The sequence below is a fragment of the Pontibacter sp. LHS1 genome (genome assembly GCF_058932855.1).
Map to the genome: position 1 here is coordinate 243,703 of NZ_JBZYWF010000004.1, position 24,611 is coordinate 268,313.

The following is a 24,611-nucleotide window of genomic DNA, read 5'->3' on the forward strand; positions in this document are numbered from 1 at the left end:
CTTTTGAAGTCCCTATTTTTATTTTCTGCATTTAGCAGGATCGATATCATTGCATAGCGTTAGCTTTTTAATGCATGTATTCAGTAGCTCGGTATTGTTGATTTAGCATAATACATCTTGCCACCACCACAGCAGAGATTTTATTCATACAGCTGATTTATTATCAGTAATACTTCCAATTTATGCGTATCCAACCCATCCACACCGCTAGGCTCGCCCTTATCCCTTTCACCCTTGAGGCAGCCCGTACGCTTTATGCTGGTGACAAGGCAGTGCTGGCCTATCTCGGGTTGCAGGCAACACCCTATTGGCCGGATCAGGAAAGCATGGATACGCTGCCCAAAATCATCAAGCACCTGGAGAAAGTGCCGGAGCCAACCGGATTTGAATCCTGGATGATTGTACTCAAACACAACAGCACTGTGATAGGTGATGCTGGCTTTAAAGGACCGCCTAATACGGAAGGTATAGTTGACATCGGCTACTCTATCATTGAGCAGGAGCACCAGAAGGGCTATGGCCTGGAAACGGCGAGCGCCCTGGTTGACTGGGCACTCCGGCAGCCCACAGTAAAAGCCGTGACGGCAAGCTGCCTTCTGGAGAATGCCGCATCTATCCGGATACTCGAGAAGCTGGGTATGGAAGAACTGGTACGGGACGATGAAGTAATTTACTGGAAACTGACAAAGAGCCACATAACAATAGACTAAGGTAACTGGCCCGAAATGGCTGGCATATAATAACCAAACAGGTACATCGCTAAACCCGCCAAGGCACTCACTCCTATCCAGGGAATCATACCTATTTTAAATCGGTACATCGCTACAATGGAAACTACAATCCAGCCAAGGCTAAAATAATCAACACCCCACGCATCATTTGCATCTGTCATAACCACAGCCTTGCCGAAATAAACCGTCAGGTTGAGAATAACCCCTACCACAGCAGCCGTCACAATACTCAGCACCGCCTTTACATGGGCATTGCTGTGGGTCCTTTCCACGATAGGAGCACCTACCAGTATGAAAAGAAAACAAGGCAGAAAGGTATAGTAGGTCGTCGCAAAGAGCCCCAACGAACCCATGAGCAGAGAACTGGAAAAGTGGTTATACCCTGCCATAAAGCCTACGAATGCCAACACCATGATCAGTGGGCCCGGCGTGGTCTCGCCGAGTGCCAGCCCGTCTATCATCTCCAGGCTGCTGAGCCAGTTAAACTTTTCTACCGCCACCTGCGCCACGTAAGGCAGCACAGCATAGGCACCTCCAAAGGTAACCAGTGCGGCCTGCGTGAAAAACAAGGAGAGCTTATTCCAGAAAGCAGCATCAGGGAAACCAAGCTTAAACACGGCGAACGGTGCTGCCCAGAGTAGCAAGGCACCTAGCACCTGAAGCAGCGTATGGCGCCAGTTAAACGCATTGCCCTGCTGTAAAGTAGTGGCATTGATATAATAGCCGGATTCATCTGCGGCTCTTTTTTCTTCAGAACCACGCTGCCGGAGCACGGCTGGATAGTAGCGCAATACCAGCACCGCGACAACTATGGCTCCCAGGATGATGAACGGAAACGGCACATTGATAAAGTAGATGAGCACAAAACTGAGCAGTGCCAGCACATAGTGCAGCCAGCTAACAAGCGCCTTCTTGCCAATCTTAAGCAAAGCCAGCGCGACAATGGCTACCACAGCAGGCTTCAAACCATAAAACAGAGCCGCGACCCAAGGTATACTCCCGTAGGTCACATACGCGATGCTCAGCCCCAGCAGTATGAACACAGAAGGCAGCACAAATAAAATCCCGGCTGCCAGTCCACCCCGCACGCCATGCAGCAGCCAGCCAATATAGGTGGCCAGCTGTTGCGCTTCGGGCCCGGGGAGTAGCATACAATAATTGAGCGAGTGCAAAAACCTGGAGTCTGAGACCCACTTTTTCTGTTCCACCACAAACTCGTGCATAATTCCGATCTGACCTGCCGGCCCTCCAAAACTAATGAACCCCAGCTTCAGCCAAAACAGAAACGCTTCTCTGAAGCTGGGCTTATCGATGGCCTGAGCAATTGAAGCGTTTGGATCGACTTGCATGCTGGTTGATATGATGCATTATGTAAGAAAAGTAAACGCTTTTCTTAACCGTATTTCATGTAGTATGTAACTGGGCCAATGTCTACACGGTTGCCTGTTACCCTAACTTAAAAATCAACCCGATACAGATCCTCCATCTGTCGCTGGGTGATAAACCGTGGCATGGCGCGGAAGAGGGTGTTGCGGAGCTTGCCTAACAACGGATGACGCCAGTGGGCAACTTCACCCAGTCTGCGTGACAGCTCGATCACCTTGGCAGTGCGGGCTTTGCGGCGTTTTTCGTACTTCTTGAGGGCATTGGCCAATACAGGCTCCTGCTTCAGGCATTGGGCCAGCACCACGGCATCTTCTATGGCCTGACAGGCGCCCTGCCCCATATTAGGGGTCGTAGCATGGGCGGCATCGCCTAACAGCACGATGCGGCCATACACAAAATGCTTCAGCGGTTTAAGGTCCGCTATGTCGTTCCAGATGAGTTGCTCTTGCGAAGTGGAAGCCAGCACGGCTTCTACGGGAGAGTGCACCGCTTCGAAGTGACGGGCCAGTTTTTCGGGTGTCATGCGGCGCATCTTCTCGTCGCGCTGAGGCGCGTTGATGCAGGCGTACCAGTAGATCTTGTCATCCTGAAGCGGAGCTATACCTACCCGCCCCTGCGGTGCCCAGGTCTCTGCCGATATCATTTTGTTGATTTCCACCCCCGGATTGTCGACAACGGCACGCCAGCAGGTATAGCCGGCGTAGCGCGGAATGCTGTCAGGTATAAGTTGCTGCCGAACAACCGAGCTGATACCGTCTGCAGCGATCAGCAGATCGGCTGTGGCGTGGCTTCCGTCGGCGAACATGACCTGCACCTGGTCAGCGTTCTGCTCCACAGTCTCGCAGCGCTTGCCCAGTATCACAGAATCTGGTTGGAGGTGACTCAGCAGCACCTCGTGCAGGTCGGCGCGGTGTATTACAAAGTTGTTGATGCCATACTTGTTACTAAGGCGGCGGGTGTCCATGTTGCTGATCTCACGACCGTGCTCGTCAAAGATTACCAGCGCATCTAGCTGCTTGCCCCTTGCGACCACATCGTCCATTACCCCCAGCCTTTGCAGGCCCTGCATCGCGTTGGCGGCCAGTCCTACGCCGGCACCCAGCCCTCTGAACCTGGGAGCCGCTTCGTATACGGTCGTATCTATACCTGCTTGCTGCAGCGCAAGAGCCGCACACAATCCTCCTATTCCGCCTCCAACTACAATGGCTTTCATAATGGTGATGTCTTTCTATACCTTATACTGACAGAACAGGAAAAGTGGCTTGTTTGATCCGGCAAGACCTACTTGGCAGAGGCGTCGTGATAGCTTACCTCTTCCTCTTCTACCGAAGAGCGCCCGAACACCTTGGCCACCCATTTCGGCAGGAAGATAGAGCCGAGCACCAGGTATGGGTAGTAGGTAATAAGACGGTAAAGCACCACCACAATGTTGCTGAAACGGCCCAGGAACAAGCCGAAGAAGCTTGGGAAGGCCATCTCGACGATACCTGCACCGCCCGGCGTAATGGCAACCAACATCACGATCCAGAAGATCAGGTTGCGGGAAATGATCAGCATGTGCTCGGCAAAGGTCACATCGGTAAAGGCTGCGATCAGGCAGTTAAGCAGGAAATAGCGGGCACTCCACACAAAGATGGTTGAAATAACGGCGCGGGCCCAGTAGTTAAAGTCTTTGCCACGTAGCTGTTGCGAGGCCCATACAATCTCGTTGCCGTGGTGGAAAGCATTGATACGCCACTTGCGCAACAGCTTCCAGCCAGTCAGCTTCAGCAGAATCCACTTGAAAGCACGCGGGCGCACAAACAGTGCATAGATCATGATGAAGGTATAGACCGCAATAAGTGAATAGCTGATGTAAAAAGCCGTCTTCAGCGCATTTACATCGGAGGCAGACAGGCCAAAATCCGGGAACACGTCACCCTGCGTGGCCAGCAGCGCAATGGGGGCCGCGATGATGAAGAACATGTTGTCGAGCACGGCCGTGAGCATCACGTATGCCAGCGACTTGCCCAGCGGTATACCTTCTTTGTTGAGCACGATAGTGGCAATGGTGGTACCACCTACTACCGAAGGCGTGATGGCAGAGGCAAACTCCCAGAGCATGATCACATCGAGACTGTTCCGCCAGGTCAGGAACTTGTCGGTGAGGCTGCGAATGCGGTACATATAGCCCAGGTCACGGATTACAAGCACGAGCAGTGCAGCGGCCAGCCACCACCAATTGGCTTCGGCTATACCTTTCAGGTCGTCGAGCTTGTCGTCTTTGATGAACAGCCATGCCGTAGCGCCCAAACCCAGCAGCACCGGGATCAGGATCTTGATCGGACTAAAGTTCTTAAGTATGGTCTTTTTGTTCTGGTCCATGCAGGCTATCGTAACCCAGCTCTTTGGCGCTTGCTCTTAGCGGCTGACGTACAAAACTACTTAACTATTCGGCAACTCGGGGGAAACAGTTCGGCTTTTTCAGGATTTCCGGGAAATGCTACTCAAGGATAAGCTGCGTCACCTGAGCGGCCTGTCCCTCGGCTTTGATAATAATGAAGTCGTTGAATCCATCGCCCACCTCAATACCGATCAGGTTGAGCTGCAGCATATCGAGTATGGCCAGGAAGTTGAAAATCATACCGATCTTGTCAGGGAAGGCCGAAATGATCTCTGAAAAAGCTATCTGGTTCTTCTCTTCGATCACACGGGTAATATAATCCCGCTGCTCCTCTATGGTATACGGGTAGGTCAGTACGGTGTGCTTCGGACGGTTCTGCTCCTCTTCGAAGCGGTGCATCACTTTATCGAACACACGCATGAGTTTGTAGAGACTCAGGTCCTGCAGTTCGTACTCAAAGTGATTGGCGTTGGCGATCTGCTGCAGCTCCTCATGTATGTTGCCGCGGTTCTCTTGGGCCAGGCGGAAGTCTTCCATTTGGCCAAGGTCGCCGAGCACCGCCTTGTATTTCTTGTATTCCAACAGGTGCTGTACGAGCTCCTGACGCGGGTCTATCTCGTTACCTTCCTCGTCTTTCTCGGTACGGGGCAGCAGCATTTTGGCCTTGATGCGCATGAGCGTCGCCGCAGTCAAAATAAAGTCGCTGGCCACCTCGATGTTCAGGCTCTCCAGCTGCCGGAGGTAGCCCATGAACTCGTTGGTGATCTGAAAGATAGGAATATCGTGGATATCCAGCTCGTCACGCTCAATAAAGAAGAGCAGGAGGTCAAACGGCCCCTCAAACAACGGTAATTTAATTTCGAAACTCACTTCTCTGGCCTTTGGTTAATGCGCTGATCGCAGCAGCTGGACAAAAATACTAATTTATTCGGATGAAATAGCAGCTCCACAGCAGCGTTATAGAGGCCGCGCCTACATGATTTCCGAACAAAATAAACTTACAACTGTATAAGTTTAGCATTATCAAGCGGCGTAATTGCTGTTAAGTTCCTCATCTTTTAATACTTATTGATAAACAGCAACTTACCACTCTTATACCATACGCCACCGTTGGCTGCCCTGACAGGACAGGGAGGAGAAATAGCAGCTTGTGTTCTGAATTTTGCTAACTTTACGTTTTGTCCGGCCGATTGTATTTTTCGCTTTGAAAACTTTTGCCGGAAAAATTTGTTGGAAGTCTATAATAAAGACATTTCTATGATCATCAAACCCGGAGAGCTCCTTGCCTCCATTGACTCGCCTGCCGACCTCCGCGCCCTCAAGCCAGAGCAGCTGCTACAGGTATGTCAGGAGCTAAGGCAATATATCATCGATGTGGTATCGATCCACGGCGGTCATTTTGGGGCCAGCCTTGGGGTGGTGGAACTGACCACGGCACTGCACTATGTATTCCAGACCCCTTACGATCAGCTGGTATGGGATGTGGGCCACCAGGCCTACGGGCACAAGATCCTGACTGGTCGCCGTGACAACTTCCATACCAACCGCAAGTACGGTGGACTCTCCGGTTTCCCCAAGCGTAAAGAAAGCGAATACGATACATTTGGCGTAGGCCACTCGAGCACCTCCATTTCGGCGGCGCTGGGTATGGCTGTTGCCTCACAATACAAGCAGGAAGAAGACCGTCACCACATCGCCGTAATCGGTGATGGCGCCATGACGGGCGGTATGGCTTTTGAGGCCCTGAACCACGGCGGCGCGACCAACGCCAATCTGTTGGTAGTCCTCAACGACAACTGCATGAGCATTGACCCGAACGTAGGTGCTCTGAAAGAATATTTAACTGACATTACCACCTCCCGCACCTATAACAAGCTGCGTGATGAGCTGTGGAATGTACTTGGCAAGATCAGCAAGTTCGGTCCGAACGCACAGCACATTGCCTCTAAGATCGAGAGCGGCATCAAAGCCACACTATCGAAGCAGAGCAACCTGTTCGAAGGCCTGAACTTCCGCTACTTCGGCCCGATTGACGGGCATGACATCAACCATTTGGTGTCGGTGATGGAAGACCTGAAGCGCATACCTGGTCCGAAGATCCTGCACGTACTCACTACCAAAGGCAAAGGCTTTGCCCTGGCCGAAAAAGACCAGACTAAATGGCACGCGCCGGGTCTGTTCGACAAGATAACAGGCGAGATTTACAAGAAGCACCACGAGACGCCACAGCCTCCGAAGTACCAGGATGTGTTTGGCCATACCATTGTGGAGCTGGCTGAAAAGAACGACAAGATCATGGGCGTAACGCCTGCGATGCCGTCTGGCTGCTCGCTCAACATCATGATGAAGGCCATGCCGGACCGCGCGTTTGACGTAGGTATAGCCGAGCAGCATGCGGTGACGTTCTCTGCTGGCCTGGCCACGCAGGGCTTGGTGCCGTTCTGCAACATCTACAGCACGTTTATGCAGCGCGGTTACGACCAGGTGGTGCACGATGTGTGTCTCCAGAACCTGCACGTAGTGTTCTGCCTCGACCGTGCCGGCTTTGCCGGTGCTGACGGCCCGACACACCACGGCGCCTATGATATCGCCTACATGCGCTGTATCCCGAACATGGTAGTAGCTGCCCCTATGAACGAACAGGAACTACGCAACATGATGTACACTGCCTCGCAGGAGGGCGCGGGTCCGTTCACAATCCGCTACCCACGCGGCGAAGGTGTTATGCCTAACTGGCGCACCCCGCTGGAGCTGCAGCAGATCGGTAAAGGCCGTACGGTGCAGGAAGGCGAAGACGTTGCGATCCTGACTTTCGGCCATATCGGTAACTATGCCGTGGATGTATGCCAGAAACTGAGCTACGAAGGCATCAACCCAGGCCACTACGACATGCGCTACTGCAAGCCGCTGGACGAAGAGTTGCTGCACCACATCTTCAGCAAGTATAGCAAAGTGATCACCGTGGAAGACGGCTGCCTGCAGGGTGGTTTCGGAAGCGCAGTGCTGGAGTTCATGGTCGACAACGGCTATACCTCGCAGGTGAAGCGCCTCGGCATACCTGATACCATCTTCGAGCACGGTTCACAGCTGGAGCTGCACCGCGACGCCGGTTTCGACCCGACTGCCATTGAGAATACTGTGAGAGAAATCATCGGTGTGGCGGTGAAGGTATAACCTCTGACAAAGGACTTTTTGACAAAGAGATAAGATAAACCCCGCAGTTCCTCAGGAGCTGCGGGGTTTTTGTTTTTGGCTTTGGGTAAAACCTCTGTAGAAACAGGTCGCGACCCAATGTGGTTAACTTAAATAACATTGTATCCAATCTGTCATCTCGACAGAATGGAGAGATCTGGATTAATTAAGCATTATTGCAATGTTTCAGATTTCTCACGCTGTTCGAAATGACAAATACGGCTTAAGTTGACAACATTGGGTTACGACCTGTCCGTGATATGGCTTATGCGATGAAACAAGAAATTATCCTTTGCGATACGCATTCCAACATATACTTTTATAATCAGGTATACATTCATGCACGATTCGGGCAGGTCGCGCGACCTCTCCGTACAAATGAACCCCACAAACTATGACAAAACACACCACCTATACCTCCACCGGCTCGGGCGATACACTCGTTTTCCTGCACGGCTTCTGCGAAAGCAAGGACGTTTGGACCGACTTTGCAAAACCACTGCAGCAGAAGTTCAGAACCATCGCACTGGACCTGCCCGGCTTCGGCGATAACACACAAAGTATAGCCGACTACAGCATGGAAGGTATGGCTGACTATGTGAAGCAGCAGCTCGAGCAGCTTGGTGTAAAGAAGTGTATTCTGGTGGGGCACTCTATGGGCGGCTACGTGAGCCTGGCTTTTGCGGAGAAGTATAGCCACATGCTCAGCGGCCTCTGCCTCTTCCACTCCTCCGCCCTACCCGACACCGACGAGAAAAAGGAAAACCGCAACAAGACCATCGAGTTTGTGGAGAAGCACGGCGTAGAGAAATTCATGCAGTCCTTCATAGAACCGCTCTTCTACAGCGAAAACCGCGACCGGCTCAGGAAGGAAATCGCGCTGATGAAAGAAATTGGCACTGCGACGCCCCAGGAGAGTGTAACGAAAGGCCTTGCTGCCATGCGCGACCGCCAGGACCGAACCGATGTGCTAGCTGCTGCTAAGTTCCCAGTGCTGTTCATCTTCGGCAAAGATGACGGTGCCGTGCCGCTGGACAAAGCCTTAGAACAATGTCACCTGCCCGACAACAGCATGGTCTACTTCCTCGGCAAAACAGGCCACATGGGCATGTTCGAGCGCACCTACGAGACCCGCAAGGCACTGGAGAAATTTGCGGAGACGATTTATGGGTGAGGTTTTAACAGCGCCTCCAGCCCGCATTCTTCCTACTATTGTGCTTTCGCAGTTTGCGGGTACTTCGCTTTGGTTTGCCGGCAATGCGGTGCTGCCGGAGTTGCAGGCTACGTTGCAGTTGCAGGACGGTGCCTTGGCGCTCCTGACCTCGGCGGTGCAGTTGGGCTTTATAGCGGGCACGCTGGTATTTGCTTTTCTTTCGCTGGCCGATCGGGTATCGCCGCGACTGCTGTTTATGCTGTGCGCTTTGCTGGGAGCTGCTGCTAATGCATTGGTGGTGTTTGCCGCGAAAGATCTTTACGCCGTCCTGTTGCTTCGGGCGCTCACCGGCTTCCTATTGGCAGGCATCTATCCGGTAGGGATGAAAATAGCAGCCAGCTGGTATAACGCGGGCTTGGGCAAGGCGATTGGATATTTGGTTGGGGCGCTGGTGCTGGGGACTGCATTCCCGCACTTGATCCGGGCACTGGGTGCTGAACTGCCCTGGCAGCAGGTGATGTTAGCGGTAAGCGCTATGGCAGCTACAGGCGGCTTGCTCCTATACCTGTTTGTACCTGACGGGCCATACCTGAAGAAAGGTATCACCTTCAAGCTCGGCAACATGCTGCAGGCTTTCCGTGACCGGGCTTTCCGGTCGGCCGCTTTTGGCTACTTCGGCCATATGTGGGAGCTCTATACCTTGTGGGCTTTCACGCCGTTGATTCTGGCGTTGGCAATTCCTCAACTTAGTCCTGGCGAGGTGTCGGCTTACAGCTTCGCCGTGATTGCGGCCGGGGCAGTAGGCTGTATTGGGGGTGGCTACCTTTCGCAGGTATGGGGAAGCGCTCGGGTGGCTTTTGTGCAACTACTGCTCTCCGGCCTGTGCTGTCTGCTGTCGCTGGTGGTGCTGCAGCTGGATGCGCCGCAACTGCTTATACCTTTCCTGCTCTTCTGGGGCATCGTGGTAGCGGGGGATTCGCCGCAGTTCTCGGCCCTTACTGCACAAACCGCCCCACCGCAACTGGTCGGCACAGCACTTACCATTGTAGTTGCCATCGGTTTTGCCATAACAGTGATCAGCATCCAGCTCACGGACTTTTTGTTCACGCAGTTGCAGCTGCACCATACCCTGGCGCTGCTGGCTATCGGACCTGCACTAGGCTTGCTTGCGCTGCGACGCTTGGTATAGCAGGCAGTGCTACTCCACCGCTATACCTGATTTGGCAGCTTATACCTTGTATTTACCTGCCTAACAAAAAGGCCGACCCATACTGGACCGGCTTTCCTGCTCAAAAATATACTGCTACTCTATTTCTTAATCAGCTTTCAGCTCCATTTTAGAGCCATCGCCACCTACCAGGTGCATTTCTTTGTCTGTCAGTTTCTCTACTGTGAAGTTCTGCGACACGTCGGATCCTTCGAAAGTTAGCGACAATCGTCTGCCTGCCTGGTCGTAGGTCCAGGTGCCGGTTTCGAGTGAGCCGCCGCCACCCATGGCAAAGCGCCCGTCCGAGTAAAACTGCATCGTTTCCTGCTTCTCTTCACTGGTCAGTTTGTCTTTGTCGCCGGAGGCGGTGAGCTCTTTGTCAGCTTTCCAGGTCTTGCTGCTGCCACCCGATATCATGTTGGCATTGCCCGCATTATCGCCGTTGCCTCCGCAGCCAGCCATGAAGGCCATCAGCACAAAGGCCATCATAAAAGTCCAGTAGGTTTTTACTCTGTTCAATGTCGCATTCATCTTATTCATAGTTTATAGTTGTACATACCTGCGCCTGCTCATGCAGGAGACGTGCATTGATTACGGCTAAAGTATATGAAAGTTAATGAAAGCCATTTGGATAAAGCCAAGCACGCAGGCACCACAACCATGCCCCCCTATTGGCGTATCTAATTAAGCAGCTGTGCATTCGCAGTTGACTGAAAAACAAATACTGAAATCAAAAAAACAGAAATATGGGATTGCGTGATTTTTTCAAAAAAGGAGAGCAGGAACCTGCCAAGAAGAGCTCTGATCAGGTTAACAAAGTGCCCGGCCAGTCCGAGGACCATAAGTTTTTCACAAACAAAGATGAGCAGCAGGTAACGGATACCAACGTTAACCAGGATGTGTATACTGTACAAAGCGGCGACTCCCTCTCCAAGATCGCCAAGAAGCTCTACGGTGACGCCAACGCCTGGAACAAAATTTATGATGCCAACAAGGATACTATTGGCGGGAACCCAGACCTGATTCGTCCGGGACAGCGCTTCAAAATTCCGAGAACTTAAGCAACATTTGCTATAAAACAAAACAGCCGGTTTCTGCAGAAGCCGGCTGTTTTGTTTAAAGATTGAGCGGATACCTATACCGCGTGTAAATGGGCTCAAGGTTACGGGTCGCCGGTTTCCATACAGGCATAGCCGTAAACCCTTTTGTGATAATATCTTTTACTATTTCTTCCTGAATGCTTTTAGGGAGGACCACATTTTCTACCTTTCCTTCATCCGTGATATCAAAGTCTACATAAACTACCTTCTCAAATTTAACCCCTGATAGTTTCAAAGGGTTAACGATGTATTTGCTCATGTAACTCTGGTAAGCCTTATCACCACCCGGAAACTCAGGCGCTGTTGTTGGATGCTCTTCATATATAAAGGGTTTGCCCTCGAGTTGAGCATATACCTTATAGTAGTCCGGCTTCGATTTAACTTTCACAGCTTCTACTTCCCATCCCATCACACTGGCTACTACAGGATAATTCCCTGCATATATTTGCGGATCAACCATCCACCTCTCTACTTTTTGCAAGTAGTAAGGCTCATTCCCTACTTCAAATCGATCAATACCCGGATTAAGATAAGTTAAACTTGGCTTGAATTTCTGGTCTTTTACCAGCTCTCCATTAGAGAATAACTGCTCTATCTCTGACTGCCCTTTTTTATTGGTTCTGAATCTCTGACTGCCCTTTTTTATTGGTTCTGAGCCAAAGCCCATCTTTCAGGCCGTTGCGGTAACTTCCCTCCAGCATGGCTTTGCTTTTCTCGTCCGCTTCCAGTTTAATGCTGACCTTACCATTACCATTTTTGACCTGTTGTTTCCCGTCTTCGCTCCAACGCTGCATCACTTTTACGCCCAGGCTATCGTACAGCAGCACGTTCATTAACTGGCCGTTTGGCCACCAGAACTTCCACTCTCCTACACGACGATTGTTTTCGTAAGCACCACTGCTCTCCGGTTTTCCATCGAAATGGAAGAACTGCCAGTGTCCTCTCTTTACCCCCTTATCGTAGAAGCCATTTGCCAGCACCTTTCCGTTTGAATAATAATCAATTACGTCACCATCAAAGCTGAAACCTCGCAAAGTGTGAAGTTTGGCTACTGTATCCGGCATCATAACTGAGCGGGCAAATGCTGCATGCTCCTGCTTAGTGATCAGCCAGTTCGTATTATAGAATATCATCTTTTCTTGCTGCGCGAAGGCCGTACCCAACCATAGCGTAAAGAAAACAGAAAGTATAGCGTGTTTCATAAAAGAATAAATTCAGGCGGCAAGCTTAATCAAAAAAGCCCGCCAGATCATATAGTCCTGCGGGCTTTTGAGAAATCAATAAGTAGTCTTTATTTGCTTAGAAACGCTCGTCAGCAGAGAAGAAGAAGTCGCCTTCGATCTGTGCGTTCTCATCAGAGTCAGAGCCGTGTACAGCGTTTGCCTCGATAGACTTGGCGTATACCTTACGGATCGTGCCTTCCTCAGCCTGAGCCGGGTTAGTAGCGCCGATCAGCTTGCGGAAATCCTCTACTGCATTGTCTTTCTCCAGGATCATGGCTACGATCGGGCCAGATGACATGTACTTCACCAGGTCACCATAGAAAGGACGCTCCTTGTGTACTTCGTAAAACTTACCGGCACGCTCCTCAGTCAGTCTTGTCTTTTTCATCGCCACGATGCGGAAGCCACCTTCCTCGATCATTTTAGTAATGCCACCGATGTTGTTATCTGCAACCGCATCCGGCTTAATCATGGTAAATGTGATGTTTCCAGCCATGTCTATTCAGTTAATGTGTATATGTTTCGTTTTGAAGGTGCAAAATTAGCGCATTTAGCTTAATTATAGCAGCACTTTGGCTACACTTTCTGCAAATATTTATGTTAATGCACACCCGGCTATACCTGCAGGCAGTACCTTGCTCCTGCTCACTGGTCCGCCTACGGTGTCTTAAAACGCTATTTTATTGCTTTAGAAGTTATTTTTACAGAAATTTGCGCCTTATATCCCTATTAATCAGCGGATTTATAACAAGCTTTATGCACGACATTAATGCTCTCAAAGAGCTCCTGAGAGAACCTAAAGAGGTGATGATCACCACACACCACAAACCGGACGCCGACGCGTTGGGTTCGTCACTGGGTCTGGCCGGCTACCTCAAAAAGCTGGGGCACCGGGTTACCGTGATCACTCCTTCCGACTATCCTAACTTCCTGAATTGGATGGAGGGCAATGATGATGTGCTCGTTTACTCTGAGAAAAACGACGCCCTGGTACGCCGCATCATCGAAGAGTCGCAGATGATCTTCTGCCTTGACTTTTCTAACCTGTCGCGCATCAACGAAATGGGCGAGTACATCCGTCAGGCGAAAGGCACCAAGGTGCTAATAGACCACCACCTGCAGCCGGAAGATTTCGCTGACCTGGATTTCTCCAACCCACAGGCCGCCGCTACTGCCGAACTGGTTTACGACCTGATCAAGGCCCTGGGCGACGGCGACAAGATCGACACAGGTATAGGCGAGTGCCTCTATGCCGGCATCATGACCGACACAGGTTCTTTCCGCCACCCGAGCACTTCCAAAAACGTGCACCTGATCATAGCCGATTTGCTACACATCGGGGTGAACACCTCCAATATTCACCGCCTTATCTACGACAGCTCTTCGGAACTACGCCTGCGCTTCCTGGGTTATGCCCTCAAGGACAAGCTGGTCGTGCTTCCTGAGTACAGAACAGCTTACATTGCCATTACAGCCGACGAGCTGAAAGCATATGACTCCAAAACCGGCGATACGGAAGGCCTGGTGAACTTTGCTCTTTCTATAGAAGGCATCGTTTTTGCAGCCGTGATCATTGATCGTTCGCAGGCTGTGAAGATTTCTTTCCGATCGGTAGGCAGTTTTTCTGTCAACGAGTTTGCCCGCGCCCACTTTAACGGCGGCGGTCACAAGAATGCAGCCGGCGGCATGTCAATAGACAGCCTCGAAAATACCGTGGCCAGGTTTGAAAGCCTGCTGCCACAATACAAAGAGCAGCTGCAGGCTTCTGTTTAGTAACAAACACTTTATCCAACCTATAACCCATGCTATTTAAATCAAAGTTCTTATTGCCGGTACTAGCCGGTGCGATGTTGCTGCAATCTTGCGGCGACAAAAACAAAAGCGACGAATTCCGCACGACGGCTGACGGCCTGGCTTATAAGATATATGAGCAAAAAGACGGTGAGTATGTGAACCGTGGCGAGATCGACCCGAACGATACAACGGGCGCACGTCTTGGTCAGGTGATTACGATGCACATGTCGTACCGCACTGCTGACGACTCTGTATTGTTCGACTCACGCCAGCAGGGCCAGCCGGTGATGTTGCCGGTAATGGAGCCAACCTTCAAAGGTAGCCTTGAAGACGCCCTGACCATGATGCGCGCTGGAGACAGTGGCGTGTTCAAGATCAGCGTTGACTCACTTTTCGCCAATACCTTCAACCAGCCGATGCCTCCGTTCATTAAGCCAGGCACGCATTTCACGTTCTTCCTGAAAGCTGACAAAATCCAGTCTGAGGAAGAGGCGATTGCAGACCAGCAGAAAATGTTTGAGGAGCAGATGCTTGCTCAGCAGGAACGTGCCAAAGAGCAGATCAAAGTTGATGACGCCAAAATTCAGGAGTACATCAAAGAGAAAGGCCTGAAGAATGTGCAGAAGACGGACGCTGGCGTGTACTATGTGGTAACAGAGCCTGGCAAAGGCCCGAAAGCCAAAGCCGGTGACAATGTATCAGTACACTATAAGCTATCTTTCCTGGACGGCAAAGAACTGGAATCTTCTTATGACAACCCGATGAGCGGCGGTCAGCCATTCACATTCCCACTTGGCCAGGGTCAGGTGATTCAGGGCTGGGACGATGGCATTGCGCAGCTGAACGAAGGCAGCAAAGCGATTCTGCTTGTACCTTCTACGTTGGCTTACGGCGAGCAGGCACGTGGCGAGCAGATGCCAGCCAACTCCATCCTGCGTTTCGACGTGGAGCTTGTTGATATCAAAAACTAATTTCTGAGTACCCTTTAACCCGATTACCATGAACCTGACACACAAAAAGCAGAAACTGAGCATATGGCTTGCTAAGGCTCTCTTCTTGTTCGTTGTACTGGTCTCTTTTGCGTCTTGCAAGGAAGAAAACAAAAATCCTTACTACGTGACGCCTGAGCAGATAGAGGCTCAGAAGAAGATAGACGAGGAAACGATCCGGAAATACTTCAGGACAAACAATGTGGACACGACCAAAGTTGTTCGATTGAACAGTGGCCTTTACATCCTGACCAAAAAAGCAGGTGAAGGTGATGTGATCAAGCCAGGACAGTATGCTGAGGTAAACTACATTGGCCGCAATGTCAGCAACGATGTGTTTGACAGCTCGTTCAGAAGCGGTAAGCCGTTCTCGGTACTAGTAGGCGCTGGCCAGGTGATCAAGGGTTGGGATGAAGGACTACAGCACTTGCGCAAAGGCGAGGAGGCGAACCTGTATATTCCATCTTACCTGGGCTATGGCTACTATGGTAGCAACAGTATTCCGCCAAACTCCGTGCTGATATTTGAAATAGACGTACTGAATGTACGCTAAAAGCTATTCTTCTTAACTGAAAAAGGCGGTGCAAATGCATCGCCTTTTTTGTTTATCAACTCAGTACTTCCGACAGGATTGCCAGCGACTTGATCTCGCCCAGCCGCTCTACGTGGAGCTGGTAATAGCGGATCAGGATAGAAAGCATTTCGCGGCGCACCTTGCCGTTCGGTATAGCCGCCTGCGCAGGCGTGCGTAGCAGCTGGTCAAAAAGCTGCTCGTAAGCCTGCAAAGCCAGTACCGGTGGTGCATCTGTGAGGGACTGTGCATTAGGCGAGAATGCCACTTGCTCCACAATTTCTGTTCCGCTGCTCGGCCCAAAGCCCAGGTGGTGACTCAGGTGCAGCAGAAAGATCAGGTGAAAGTTCTCGAAATGCTCCTGTAGCTCGTCGAACTCGATGATAGCATTAAAAAGAAAGTGAAACAGTCCCGGGTTCTCCTCCTCCTCTTTAACTGTGCGCGACACCATTTCTGATAGAAACAACAGGATGCTGCTCTTGCGGATGTCGAAAGGTATAGTGGAGAAGGGGTAAGCGCTTTTATATTCTGAAATGCGCGTCAGGCCGCCTTTGTGTGAAGTATAAACCACCATATCGAGCAGCGTGAACGGCTGGAACAGGGCAATGCGGGAGCCTGTGCCTTTTTTGCGCACGCTGTTCACGATGTACGATTGCACGCCCAGTTGCTCGGTGTATACCTTGGCGATGATTGACGACTCGCGAAACTTGATATAGTTGAGAACGATGCCTCTTGTCTTGACTAACATTTACTCCAGTACGGCTATTTTAGTGATACAGGTTTGGCTTGCCTCACGGTCGGCAGCGAAGACCAGGTATACGCCGGCTTTCATGCGCTTGCCGTTATACCCGCGGGCATCCCAGGAAAGTGTGCCGCCGGTGGCTCTGGCTTTGTACACCAGTGTACCGTTGATGTCGGTGATGCGCACATCAGCATTGTTCGGCAGCCCGGATACGCCAATCAGGCCAGTATAATCAGGCCGCACCGGGTTCGGGTATACCTGAGCGCATTCAGGCTTTCCCTCTGTGATCGTGGCACCGGCTCGGTATGAAGCCACTCCTTCATCTGTTACCACAAACACTTCGCCGGAGCGGTGTTCAATGGCCACTGATAATACTTTGTTAGAGGGTAATGGACTGTTCTGTGTGGTGAAGTGCTGCAGCAGGCGGTCTCCGTCCGGGCTGAAAAGCCAGAGGCCATTGTCTGTGGCCATCCATTTACGATTGGCACCGTCCACGGCAATGTCACGAACCAACTGACCACCAAGCAGCGGCCGCCCCTCAATGATTGGGATCCGGGCATCGTATACCTGACCAGAGAACACAGCGGCAGTGCTGTAAAACACGCTCACTCCTGCCGCCGTTCCGATCCACATGTCGCCGTTCATGTCTTTGGTGATGCTGTACACGGCACCGCTCGGCAAATTCCCATTGCCAGCTCCCGCCCTGAGCTCCCGTACCTGCTGCCTGGCCTCGTCGTACACTACCAGGCCGCTCCGCACATTGCCTTCACGACTAATGCTCAACCACTTGTACCCATTGTCATCTATCGCCAGTCGCTCCAGGTTACTGTTGTCGGCTATACCTGCAATATTGAATCCCTGCCACTCCCCGTCAGGTCGCAGCACGTGCAAGCCCGGCGCACCTGCTACCCGGTGGCGGTTCACGACCCATACCTGCCCGGCAGCATCGACGGCCAAATCGGTCAGGCGTACCTGTTCGGTGCGGTCTGTGGCCGGCTGCGTGCTGAGCAGGGTGCTGTTGGTTCCATTGTAGAGCAGCGGCTGCTCCTCCCCTTTCCAGACCAGCAAGCCCTGCCCGTAAGAGGCCATGTATACCTGACCCGTCACCGGATTGTAAGTAGCATCCACAAAGTCCCGGAGCGGCTTGCCACCTGCCGGCGACAAAGCAGGACTGTTGTTATACCATTGCCCGCCCTGGTAGCCGTAGTAGCCATCGGTGCGGTTAAGCGGCTGGTAGCTTTCGTTGTAGCCTCCGCTGAGCACATACACCACGCCATTGCCGGCAGCTACCCGAAAGCTGTTGCTGGATGCAGGCCCTGGCGGGGCAAAGGACTTTGGCTCACTTTCAAGTCCCCAGGCAATCAGGCCGCTGCGTCGGTCAGCTACCCAGGTCGTACCTTTATCGTCCTGCACGGCCATACGCGGTGACTGTACACCTGGGTGCTGCAACATGGAGGCCACCCCACGGTTGTCGAGCAGCAAAATGCCCTGCTCCGTGGCACCCAGCAGGTAATTGACAGAAGCCTGTAAATGAAGAATAGTACCAGTATCAGGTATAGGAACTTGCTCCCAACCTTCTTGCCGGAGCACACCCAGGCCGTAGCCTGCAGCTGCCAGGTATAGCTGATCCTGAAAGGACGCTATGGCTGTCAGGGAAGTAGCATCAGGCAGATTAGTTTTCACAAGTTGCCAGCTGCGGAAATCTTTGAGGTTGCTTGTCAGACGATTGGCACGCCAGACCTGTCGGTCCGTCATCAGGTATAGCCAGTCACCTTGCACAGTGCTTGCTTTTATGGCCAGACGTTCGCCACCCGGTCCCAGGTTGGTATACGTGTCTTTTATCTCCTGCCGGGCAAGGTCAACCGCCACTACTCCAAATGCTGTGGAGAGATAGGCTGTTTTGTGATGGATATGAATGTGGTTTATGGTTTTTTCACCATCGACGGACAGGCGCAGGATGGAAGGCAGGTTAATGATGAGGTTCTCCTGCAGCAGGTCGATGTTGGCGTTAGCGTAAGCGATGACAAGCGTGGCTGTTTCCGGATCGTAGCCAATGGTGCTGATGCGCTGCACGCTCAGCCCGTCGATGCGGGTGATGGGCTGCACATTCCGGTACTCCTTGTCATAATAGAAAAGCCCCTGGTCAGCTGCCAAATATACGCGGTCACCGGCATCGGCCACGGCCCTGCCCTGCGTATAAGGTACATGAAGCTGCCATTGTCCTATACCTACCGGACTCTGTGCCTGCACCAGTGCCGGCCACCCGAGCAGGAGCACCGTAAGGTATAGCAGACACAAAAGCAGTTTTGGCACAGGTATAGAGGTTAGGAATGATTCACTCTTATTGCATCAGGTCACACACAAAACATACTGTAGCAGGCCAGCCACAGGTATAGCACCGGCTTTTATTTCTTTTGCTTAATGCCTTCCTGGAAGCAGTGGCGGCAGCGGGCTTCATAGGATTCTGTTTCACCCAATAGCACCTGCTGCTCCGATAAGGCATTGCGGTAAGAGTACGTCGCAATATCGCCGCACTGTACGCAGATGGCGTGAACCTTGGTCACATACTCGGCCACCGCCATCAGTGCCGGCATCGGCCCGAAAGGTTTGCCCAGGTAGTCCATGTCCAGGCCGGCGGCGATCACACGCACCCCGCTATTGGCCAGCTTCACGCATACCTCGGCCAGGCCGTCGTCAAAGAACTGCGCTTCGTCTATACCTACCACATCGCAGCTGCCGCCCAGCAGCAGCATGTCCTGTGCAAAATCAATTGGCGTAGAGCGGATGGCATTGGCGTTATGCGACACCACATCCTCTTCGTGATAGCGCTTGTCGATGGTCGGCTTGAATATCTCCACCTTCTGCTTAGCGATCTTGGCCCTATTCAGCCGCCGGATCAGCTCCTCGGTCTTCCCCGAAAACATCGATCCACAGATCACCTCTATCCATCCTCTTCTGATTGCGTGGTTCTCATTACCAACGCGCGGTTCTATAAACATCTACTCTTGCTGTGCTATGCTATGTTGAATTGTTGATAGTTAAATTGTTGATTGTTGTTCGTGCACGATTAACCCGCTCCTGCCCCTCCCTTTTGTCGAGGCCTCTATCTCCAGAGGGATTCTCTTGCATAAGTGCTGGTGCACGATTAGGACAGTTCACGACCTGTTCCTACTGGAAAACGGTAATGCTGCGTAGCACCACGACGTTACGGTGTATCATCGCTACAATCAAACTTTATACCTTCTCAACTTTTTACCTTTCTAACTGCTTAAACTCTTTAACTGCTATACTTCATATGAGGCAGCATGGTCTGCCGGGGCACGCGGCCCTGGGCGTCTCCGCTTACTAATGTACACTGGCAGGTTAGTCTTTCGTTAGCTTGTAGGCGGCCTCTGTCACGGTAGCGCTGCTCGCTGTCGGTGAGCGGTCCGAAGTGCTCCAGCCCCTCCTGCACAATAATGCGGCAGGTGGTGCAGCGCCCCTTGGCTCCGCAGGCGTGCATCCAGTCGATGCCGTCGGCTTGTATGGCCTGCAGCAGCGTTTGGCCGGGTGCCACTTTTACCTGCCGATCGAACAGGTTTTGCACCGTTAAGTTTGGCATATTATTTATTAACTTTACGAAAGAAAGGTATACCAATGGAAGACAAATATAATCAATTAAGGCTTGAACGTTACAGCAAAGAACTGGCAAATGTACTTTGCGACCGTCACTTTGCTGCGCACGACACGATTAACGGACCCCAACTGATTGGCTTTACGCCTATTAAACAGGTCAATTTGTTTGTGATAAAAGAGCTCCTGCTCAAGTGGCACCACGAGATGGCCAACCTGCGCAGCCCGTACTTCGACTATGAGCATGAGGAGGTAAAAGAAGCGCTGCTCAACTTCATGAATGTGCTCTCGCGCAAGATCCTGATCAAGCGTGATGCTTTTGAGCCGCTCCTTCAGAAGGCTATCTACGACACGTTTCTGCTCAAGCTGGCGCCGGTAGCCACTTTCGAAGAGAAATTCCTGCGCATTCAGGAAGACATCACATTACCCAAACTGCAGGAGAACCTCAAGTACATTGATCTGGACAAGCAGCTGTTTGCAGGCTTTGTGGGCACGCTCTCCCCGTCTAACCGCGACCGCGATTATATACTGAGCCGCTTCAGGCTATACCTGAACGCCAACCGCGATGGCATAGCACCATTGGCCGAGGTGCTCGAAGCATTCAACAGTCTGCTGCCAATTACAGAAGAAGAGATCAGACAGGAGCAGATCTCGCCTTTGGCAGCTTATGCTGCTTCGCTGTCCAAGCCTACACCAGCCGCTCCTGTTGAGGAAAAAGATGTGGTAGCGCCAATCCATATGGCACAGCGTGAGGCCTCCGCACCCGTGGCTACACCTGCCCCTGCGCCGGTAGCAGCTGCGCCCAGACCTGCCGCCATCTCAGATAATAACCTGAATGAGCGCTTTAGGGCAGAGCGTCCTACTATGAACGAGAAGTTTAGCAAACCGGCCTCCGCCTCTATTGGCGATTCGTTAAGCAATCGCAAGATTGAGTCGCTTAAAAATTCTATCTCGATCAACCAGCGTTTCAGCTTCATCAACGAGCTGTTCGACGGCGACAACATGACCTACTACAACACCATCCAGCAGCTAGACCAGTTCAGGACTCCGGAAGAGGCGACGCACTTTGTTACCCATGACCTGGCCCGCAAGTATGACTGGAGCAAGAAGCAGGACAGCGTAAACAAACTGCTCCGCCTGATCGAACGCAAGTTCTCCTAAGCTCAGGCAGCAGGCATTGCAGAGAAGACCTCTCCTTCGGGAGCAGGTCTTTTTTTATGCCTATCCGTTTTAGTCTCAAGTCAGTATCCCGCCACATTTTTTCAACAGCAAAATAATTCAATACAGGTGTGCCCTGAGGCATTGCAAAAACGAATACGAAACATTATTTATGCATTTTCTTTGGGAGCCTAAACAGACGTTACCCTGTTTTTATGTATCTGTTCGGAAAGAAAAGAGTATACTTTATGCAACACCCAAAGAACAACCGTGCGTACTAACAATTCAAAATAACCTTATTATCAGCCATGAGAGACGATTTCGATTACGATGACGACTTAGATTACAGCTTCGATGATGAAGAGGAGGATGACTTCGGGATGACCTTCGAAGAGGATTTGTACCTGATGATACGGGAGAAGCTCCGCGACACCATACAGGAGTTCAAGGGCGAACACCCTAGCCTGAAAAAGCTGGAAACGCATGTAAGCAGTTTTAAAGTAAATGCCAAGAATACGGACGACTCTAAGTTCTATCCGTTGGCGGCTAAATTGCTGCTTGAGCACATAAAACCGCTGACACAGGACTCAGAAGAGATTTTGGAAATTTACGAGAATATGCAGACCGACATTGGTCGCTTTAAGAACCAACGCGCTCATGGCCACGAGGGAGAATTTTACCTAACAGCTTAGAAATAACCCCTAAAGCATATACGAAAAAAGCCACCCTGGACGTTCAGGGTGGCTTTTCCTATATATTAATATAATTTATTTTTAATTTTTATTGCTGTAATCTAAAATGGGCAAACTTTTTGCTGACTAATTTACAATCCTGTGAATCTTATTACCGTAGGTATAGTACCAATTGCCCTAAATTGTAATAAAACCGATACAGGGCTAATTGGCTTCGTATAAGAATTATTATTTATTTAACTTTGTGCCGGACTTGCATGCAACCCTTTGGTGCTTCCGGGAATCCTGGGTATAGACAACACCAATTTTTAGCTGTGATACACTCGCTACGACTCAATACGAAGATAAACAAACTTAATGCTCCATCGGGAATGGCAGTAACACGACTTCTTGGTGGAGAAAGGCACCTTATCCAAACGGTGGATAAGAAGCTGACGCTTACCACACACCGCGTTATTCTGCGGCAAAACAACTGGCTTTTCAGAAGCTACCAGTCCGTTATGCTGGAAGATATTACTTCCTGGCAGATCAAAGCCACAGGCAAGCCTCTGTATCTCGCTTTTAGCGTCGTATCGGCCTTTTTTGTTTATTTCAACGATTCCTTTGCCCTGCTGAGCGGCTTTTTCCTGATGCTGTACCTGATGACGCGACAGCACCGCATTCACATCGAGTCACCTCATACCACTATGATTTTGCCGATCGAAGATGTAGAGGAAAACAGGCTCAATAGCATGATAGAGCTGGTACGACAAGCCAAGCGAGAGCGCATGGAAGCGTTGAAGCAACAGGCCAATAACCCCATTATATTTGAGACAGAACATAAAAGGAGCGCTTAGGGCGCTCTTTTCTTTTTAGCCCTCCTTATACCATGGCGGCATAGCCAGACGCAATTAATTGCGCCCCTCCCTTAGAATCACTATATTTAGGGCCTTTAAATGCCATTGAGCTATGCCAGCAGACGAATTAGTATATCCGGATCAGGTGAAAGACCACCAGCAGAAGATAAAGCAGGTTTTTCAGGAAGTGGGGAAAGTAGTAGTGGGACAGTCCTATATGGTGAACCGCCTGCTGATCGGTCTTTTTACTGGAGGCCATATCTTGCTGGAAGGCGTACCTGGCCTGGCCAAAACCCTTACCATTAACTCACTGGCCCGCGCCCTACGCCTCGACTTTCAGCGTATTCAGTTCACCCCGGACCTCCTGCCTGCCGACCTGATCGGTACCATGATCTATAACCAGAATGCCTCCCAGTTTGAGGTAAAGAAAGGTCCGATCTTCGCCAACCTGATTCTGGCCGATGAAGTAAACCGATCCCCTGCCAAGGTGCAGTCGGCGCTGCTGGAGGCCATGCAGGAGAAACAGGTGACCATTGGCGAGACAACCTACAAGCTGGATCTTCCTTTCCTGGTACTGGCCACACAGAACCCGGTGGAGCACGAAGGCACTTACCCGCTGCCAGAAGCGCAGGTCGACCGCTTCATGATGAAAGTATACATCGACTACCCGAAGAAAGCGGACGAACTGGAGATTATGCGCCGCATGGCCAACATGGCTTTTAATGACAATGTGAACAAGGTGCTTTCGAAAGAGGACATCTTTGCCATCCGCAGCGAAATCAACCAGGTGCAGATATCCGAGACGCTGGAGAAGTATATTATCGAGCTGGTGTTTGCGACACGCCGCCCGGCCGAGTACGACCTGAACGAATTTGCCGATTACATCCAGTTTGGTGTATCGCCGCGTGCCAGCATCGCTCTCAACCGTGCCGCCAAAGCCATTGCCTACTTCGACGACCGCGACTATGTGCTTCCCGAGGACATCAAAGAAGTGGCTCACGACGTGATGAATCACCGCATCATCCTCAACTACGAAGCAGAGGCCGACGGTATACGTACAAAGGACTTCATTGAATCCATTCTGCGCAAAGTGCCGATCAGCTAGACCGGTCTATACCTGCGGTAGTTATACCTGAGCGGGTTATACCCTGGAACTTCAGGCTTGCCAGCGCCACATTGGCACCAGGTATAGCTGCTTTGGCTATACTTGTCTCCCGAACTCCCAACCCTACCTTCGCGTAAGCCTAAACTCCTGACATACATGAATCTGTTGGGTTTTTTGTGTTCCACCTAAGGTATAAACTATGCTAAGAGGCTTATTCAAATTCTGGATGTTAAGTAAACTGTTTGGCGGCCGGGGAGGCGGAGGCAGGGGCCGTGGCGGCTGCGGTGGCATTGGTTGTCTGGGCATTATCGTGCTGGCGGTATTGGCTTATTTCCTGTTTCAGTACCTGGGTGGTGATGGCGGCACTACGACTGACTTTTAAGGTATAGCTTGCTGAAAGCAAACGTCACAGGTATAGCCAATACCTGTGTATAGGCATAAAAAAAGACCCGCTCTTACGAGACGGGTCTTGTCGCAGCGTGGGAGACTAATCCACGCTACTAGCGATTGCAGCAATGTTCTCACCCATTATGCGCAATCATTCTTTTTATGAAGGCAGGATTGATGGAACAAAACTAAAGCTGTAATATTAGCTGCAGGTTACTGAAAAGTTACTAATTTGTTAAAATCGCTATATTCTCTCTGCTTCTACAAAAGCAAAGCCAACCCTCTTGACACCCAGCACAGGTCCCTCCACGCTCAGCACTAGCACAATCACCTACAAACTAAGCACTTAC

The 24,611-nt window shown here is 51.2% G+C and carries 26 protein-coding genes; 13 read left to right on the plus strand and 13 right to left on the minus strand.

Translation table 11 applies throughout. The features are described 5' to 3' along the window. Window positions 1-182 precede the first annotated feature (182 nt). Window positions 183-710: a GNAT family N-acetyltransferase gene (locus tag AC5FXQ_RS10380; RefSeq protein WP_493602366.1), complete on the plus strand. Its 528-nt coding sequence runs from the start codon at window positions 183-185 to the stop codon at window positions 708-710. Here AC5FXQ_RS10380 and chrA read toward each other — a convergent pair. The 4 genes from chrA to AC5FXQ_RS10400 form a co-directional block, all read right to left on the minus strand. Next, entirely contained in the window at window positions 707-2,080 is a 1,374-nt protein-coding gene (chrA, locus tag AC5FXQ_RS10385) for a chromate efflux transporter (RefSeq protein ID WP_493602367.1), read from the minus strand. The genes AC5FXQ_RS10380 and chrA overlap by 4 nt on opposite strands. A 107-nt stretch (window positions 2,081-2,187) precedes the next feature. Beyond that, window positions 2,188-3,330, minus strand: coding sequence for an FAD-dependent monooxygenase (locus AC5FXQ_RS10390; RefSeq protein ID WP_493602368.1), 1,143 nt, complete (start codon window positions 3,328-3,330; stop codon window positions 2,188-2,190). A 68-nt stretch (window positions 3,331-3,398) separates the two neighbouring features. Next, a complete protein-coding gene (locus AC5FXQ_RS10395) occupies window positions 3,399-4,481 on the minus strand; it encodes a lysylphosphatidylglycerol synthase transmembrane domain-containing protein (protein ID WP_493602369.1) in 1,083 nt (360 codons plus the stop codon). A 118-nt stretch (window positions 4,482-4,599) separates the two neighbouring features. Next, a complete protein-coding gene (locus tag AC5FXQ_RS10400; RefSeq protein ID WP_493602370.1) occupies window positions 4,600-5,370 on the minus strand; it encodes a segregation and condensation protein A in 771 nt (256 codons plus the stop codon). Between the two features lie 387 nt (window positions 5,371-5,757). On the opposite strand from AC5FXQ_RS10400, the gene dxs reads away from it, so the two are divergent. The 3 genes from dxs (at window position 5,758) to AC5FXQ_RS10415 (ending at window position 10,034) form a co-directional block, all read left to right on the plus strand. Next, window positions 5,758-7,674, plus strand: a complete 1,917-nt coding sequence (dxs, locus tag AC5FXQ_RS10405; protein WP_493602371.1) for a 1-deoxy-D-xylulose-5-phosphate synthase — start codon at window positions 5,758-5,760, stop codon at window positions 7,672-7,674. 412 nt (window positions 7,675-8,086) lie between these two features. Then, window positions 8,087-8,866 (plus strand): alpha/beta fold hydrolase, encoded by a 780-nt coding sequence (locus tag AC5FXQ_RS10410; protein WP_493602372.1) that lies wholly within the window; start codon window positions 8,087-8,089, stop codon window positions 8,864-8,866. Further along, the gene (locus AC5FXQ_RS10415; RefSeq protein WP_493602373.1) at window positions 8,859-10,034 is read left to right on the plus strand and encodes an MFS transporter; all 1,176 of its coding nucleotides are present in this window, start codon (window positions 8,859-8,861) and stop codon (window positions 10,032-10,034) included. The genes AC5FXQ_RS10410 and AC5FXQ_RS10415 overlap by 8 nt, the downstream gene beginning before the upstream one ends. A 126-nt stretch (window positions 10,035-10,160) precedes the next feature. Here the strand turns inward: AC5FXQ_RS10415 and AC5FXQ_RS10420 are convergent, their stop codons facing one another. Continuing rightward, window positions 10,161-10,592: a lipocalin family protein gene (locus AC5FXQ_RS10420; protein ID WP_493602374.1), complete on the minus strand. Its 432-nt coding sequence runs from the start codon at window positions 10,590-10,592 to the stop codon at window positions 10,161-10,163. 206 nt (window positions 10,593-10,798) lie between these two features. Here AC5FXQ_RS10420 and AC5FXQ_RS10425 point away from each other — a divergent pair, with 206 nt between their 5' ends. Continuing rightward, a complete protein-coding gene (locus AC5FXQ_RS10425; protein ID WP_493602375.1) occupies window positions 10,799-11,113 on the plus strand; it encodes a LysM peptidoglycan-binding domain-containing protein in 315 nt (104 codons plus the stop codon). A gap of 55 nt (window positions 11,114-11,168) precedes the next feature. Here the strand turns inward: AC5FXQ_RS10425 and AC5FXQ_RS10430 are convergent, their stop codons facing one another. The 3 genes from AC5FXQ_RS10430 to AC5FXQ_RS10440 form a co-directional block, all read right to left on the minus strand. After that, window positions 11,169-11,819 carry a hypothetical protein gene (locus tag AC5FXQ_RS10430; RefSeq protein ID WP_493602376.1) on the minus strand — a complete coding sequence of 217 codons (651 nt, stop codon included), beginning with the start codon at window positions 11,817-11,819 and terminating at the stop codon, window positions 11,169-11,171. Next, a complete protein-coding gene (locus AC5FXQ_RS10435) occupies window positions 11,764-12,354 on the minus strand; it encodes a toxin-antitoxin system YwqK family antitoxin (protein ID WP_493602377.1) in 591 nt (196 codons plus the stop codon). Before AC5FXQ_RS10435 ends, AC5FXQ_RS10430 begins: the two co-directional genes overlap by 56 nt. A gap of 97 nt (window positions 12,355-12,451) precedes the next feature. Continuing rightward, a complete protein-coding gene (locus AC5FXQ_RS10440; RefSeq protein ID WP_007654671.1) occupies window positions 12,452-12,871 on the minus strand; it encodes a nucleoside-diphosphate kinase in 420 nt (139 codons plus the stop codon). A 260-nt stretch (window positions 12,872-13,131) separates the two neighbouring features. Between AC5FXQ_RS10440 and AC5FXQ_RS10445 the strand changes: the two genes are divergently transcribed. From AC5FXQ_RS10445 to AC5FXQ_RS10455, 3 genes are read left to right on the plus strand one after another with little or no spacing between them, the layout of a single operon-like run. Next, window positions 13,132-14,148 (plus strand): DHH family phosphoesterase, encoded by a 1,017-nt coding sequence (locus AC5FXQ_RS10445; protein ID WP_493602378.1) that lies wholly within the window; start codon window positions 13,132-13,134, stop codon window positions 14,146-14,148. 29 nt (window positions 14,149-14,177) lie between these two features. Further along, a complete protein-coding gene (locus tag AC5FXQ_RS10450; protein ID WP_493602379.1) occupies window positions 14,178-15,140 on the plus strand; it encodes an FKBP-type peptidyl-prolyl cis-trans isomerase in 963 nt (320 codons plus the stop codon). Between the two features lie 28 nt (window positions 15,141-15,168). After that, on the plus strand, window positions 15,169-15,711 hold the full coding sequence (locus AC5FXQ_RS10455) for an FKBP-type peptidyl-prolyl cis-trans isomerase (RefSeq protein ID WP_493602380.1): 543 nt from the start codon (window positions 15,169-15,171) through the stop codon (window positions 15,709-15,711). 55 nt (window positions 15,712-15,766) lie between these two features. On the opposite strand, the gene recO is transcribed toward AC5FXQ_RS10455, so the two are convergent. The 4 genes from recO to AC5FXQ_RS10475 form a co-directional block, all read right to left on the minus strand. Continuing rightward, the gene (gene recO / locus AC5FXQ_RS10460; protein ID WP_493602381.1) at window positions 15,767-16,477 is read right to left on the minus strand and encodes a DNA repair protein RecO; all 711 of its coding nucleotides are present in this window, start codon (window positions 16,475-16,477) and stop codon (window positions 15,767-15,769) included. Beyond that, complete coding sequence (porZ, locus tag AC5FXQ_RS10465) at window positions 16,478-18,784, minus strand: type IX secretion system anionic LPS delivery protein PorZ (protein WP_493602382.1); 2,307 nt, start codon at window positions 18,782-18,784, stop codon at window positions 16,478-16,480. A gap of 92 nt (window positions 18,785-18,876) precedes the next feature. After that, a complete protein-coding gene (locus AC5FXQ_RS10470) occupies window positions 18,877-19,470 on the minus strand; it encodes a thymidine kinase (RefSeq protein WP_196120143.1) in 594 nt (197 codons plus the stop codon). Window positions 19,471-19,748: 278 nt separating this feature from the next. Continuing rightward, a complete protein-coding gene (locus tag AC5FXQ_RS10475; RefSeq protein WP_493602383.1) occupies window positions 19,749-20,072 on the minus strand; it encodes a 2Fe-2S iron-sulfur cluster-binding protein in 324 nt (107 codons plus the stop codon). A 35-nt stretch (window positions 20,073-20,107) separates the two neighbouring features. On the opposite strand from AC5FXQ_RS10475, the gene AC5FXQ_RS10480 reads away from it, so the two are divergent. The 4 genes from AC5FXQ_RS10480 (at window position 20,108) to AC5FXQ_RS10495 (ending at window position 23,874) form a co-directional block, all read left to right on the plus strand. After that, on the plus strand, window positions 20,108-21,244 hold the full coding sequence (locus tag AC5FXQ_RS10480) for a DUF8457 domain-containing protein (protein WP_493602384.1): 1,137 nt from the start codon (window positions 20,108-20,110) through the stop codon (window positions 21,242-21,244). Window positions 21,245-21,549: 305 nt separating this feature from the next. Then, a complete protein-coding gene (locus tag AC5FXQ_RS10485) occupies window positions 21,550-21,933 on the plus strand; it encodes a hypothetical protein (protein WP_493602385.1) in 384 nt (127 codons plus the stop codon). 371 nt (window positions 21,934-22,304) lie between these two features. Beyond that, window positions 22,305-22,769: a hypothetical protein gene (locus AC5FXQ_RS10490; protein ID WP_493602386.1), complete on the plus strand. Its 465-nt coding sequence runs from the start codon at window positions 22,305-22,307 to the stop codon at window positions 22,767-22,769. A 112-nt stretch (window positions 22,770-22,881) separates the two neighbouring features. Further along, the gene (locus AC5FXQ_RS10495) at window positions 22,882-23,874 is read left to right on the plus strand and encodes an AAA family ATPase (RefSeq protein ID WP_493602387.1); all 993 of its coding nucleotides are present in this window, start codon (window positions 22,882-22,884) and stop codon (window positions 23,872-23,874) included. Here AC5FXQ_RS10495 and AC5FXQ_RS10500 read toward each other — a convergent pair. Then, window positions 23,867-23,995, minus strand: a complete 129-nt coding sequence (locus AC5FXQ_RS10500) for a hypothetical protein (protein WP_493602388.1) — start codon at window positions 23,993-23,995, stop codon at window positions 23,867-23,869. The genes AC5FXQ_RS10495 and AC5FXQ_RS10500 overlap by 8 nt on opposite strands. A gap of 78 nt (window positions 23,996-24,073) precedes the next feature. On the opposite strand from AC5FXQ_RS10500, the gene AC5FXQ_RS10505 reads away from it, so the two are divergent. Next, the gene (locus AC5FXQ_RS10505; protein ID WP_493602389.1) at window positions 24,074-24,256 is read left to right on the plus strand and encodes a hypothetical protein; all 183 of its coding nucleotides are present in this window, start codon (window positions 24,074-24,076) and stop codon (window positions 24,254-24,256) included. Window positions 24,257-24,611 lie beyond the last annotated feature (355 nt).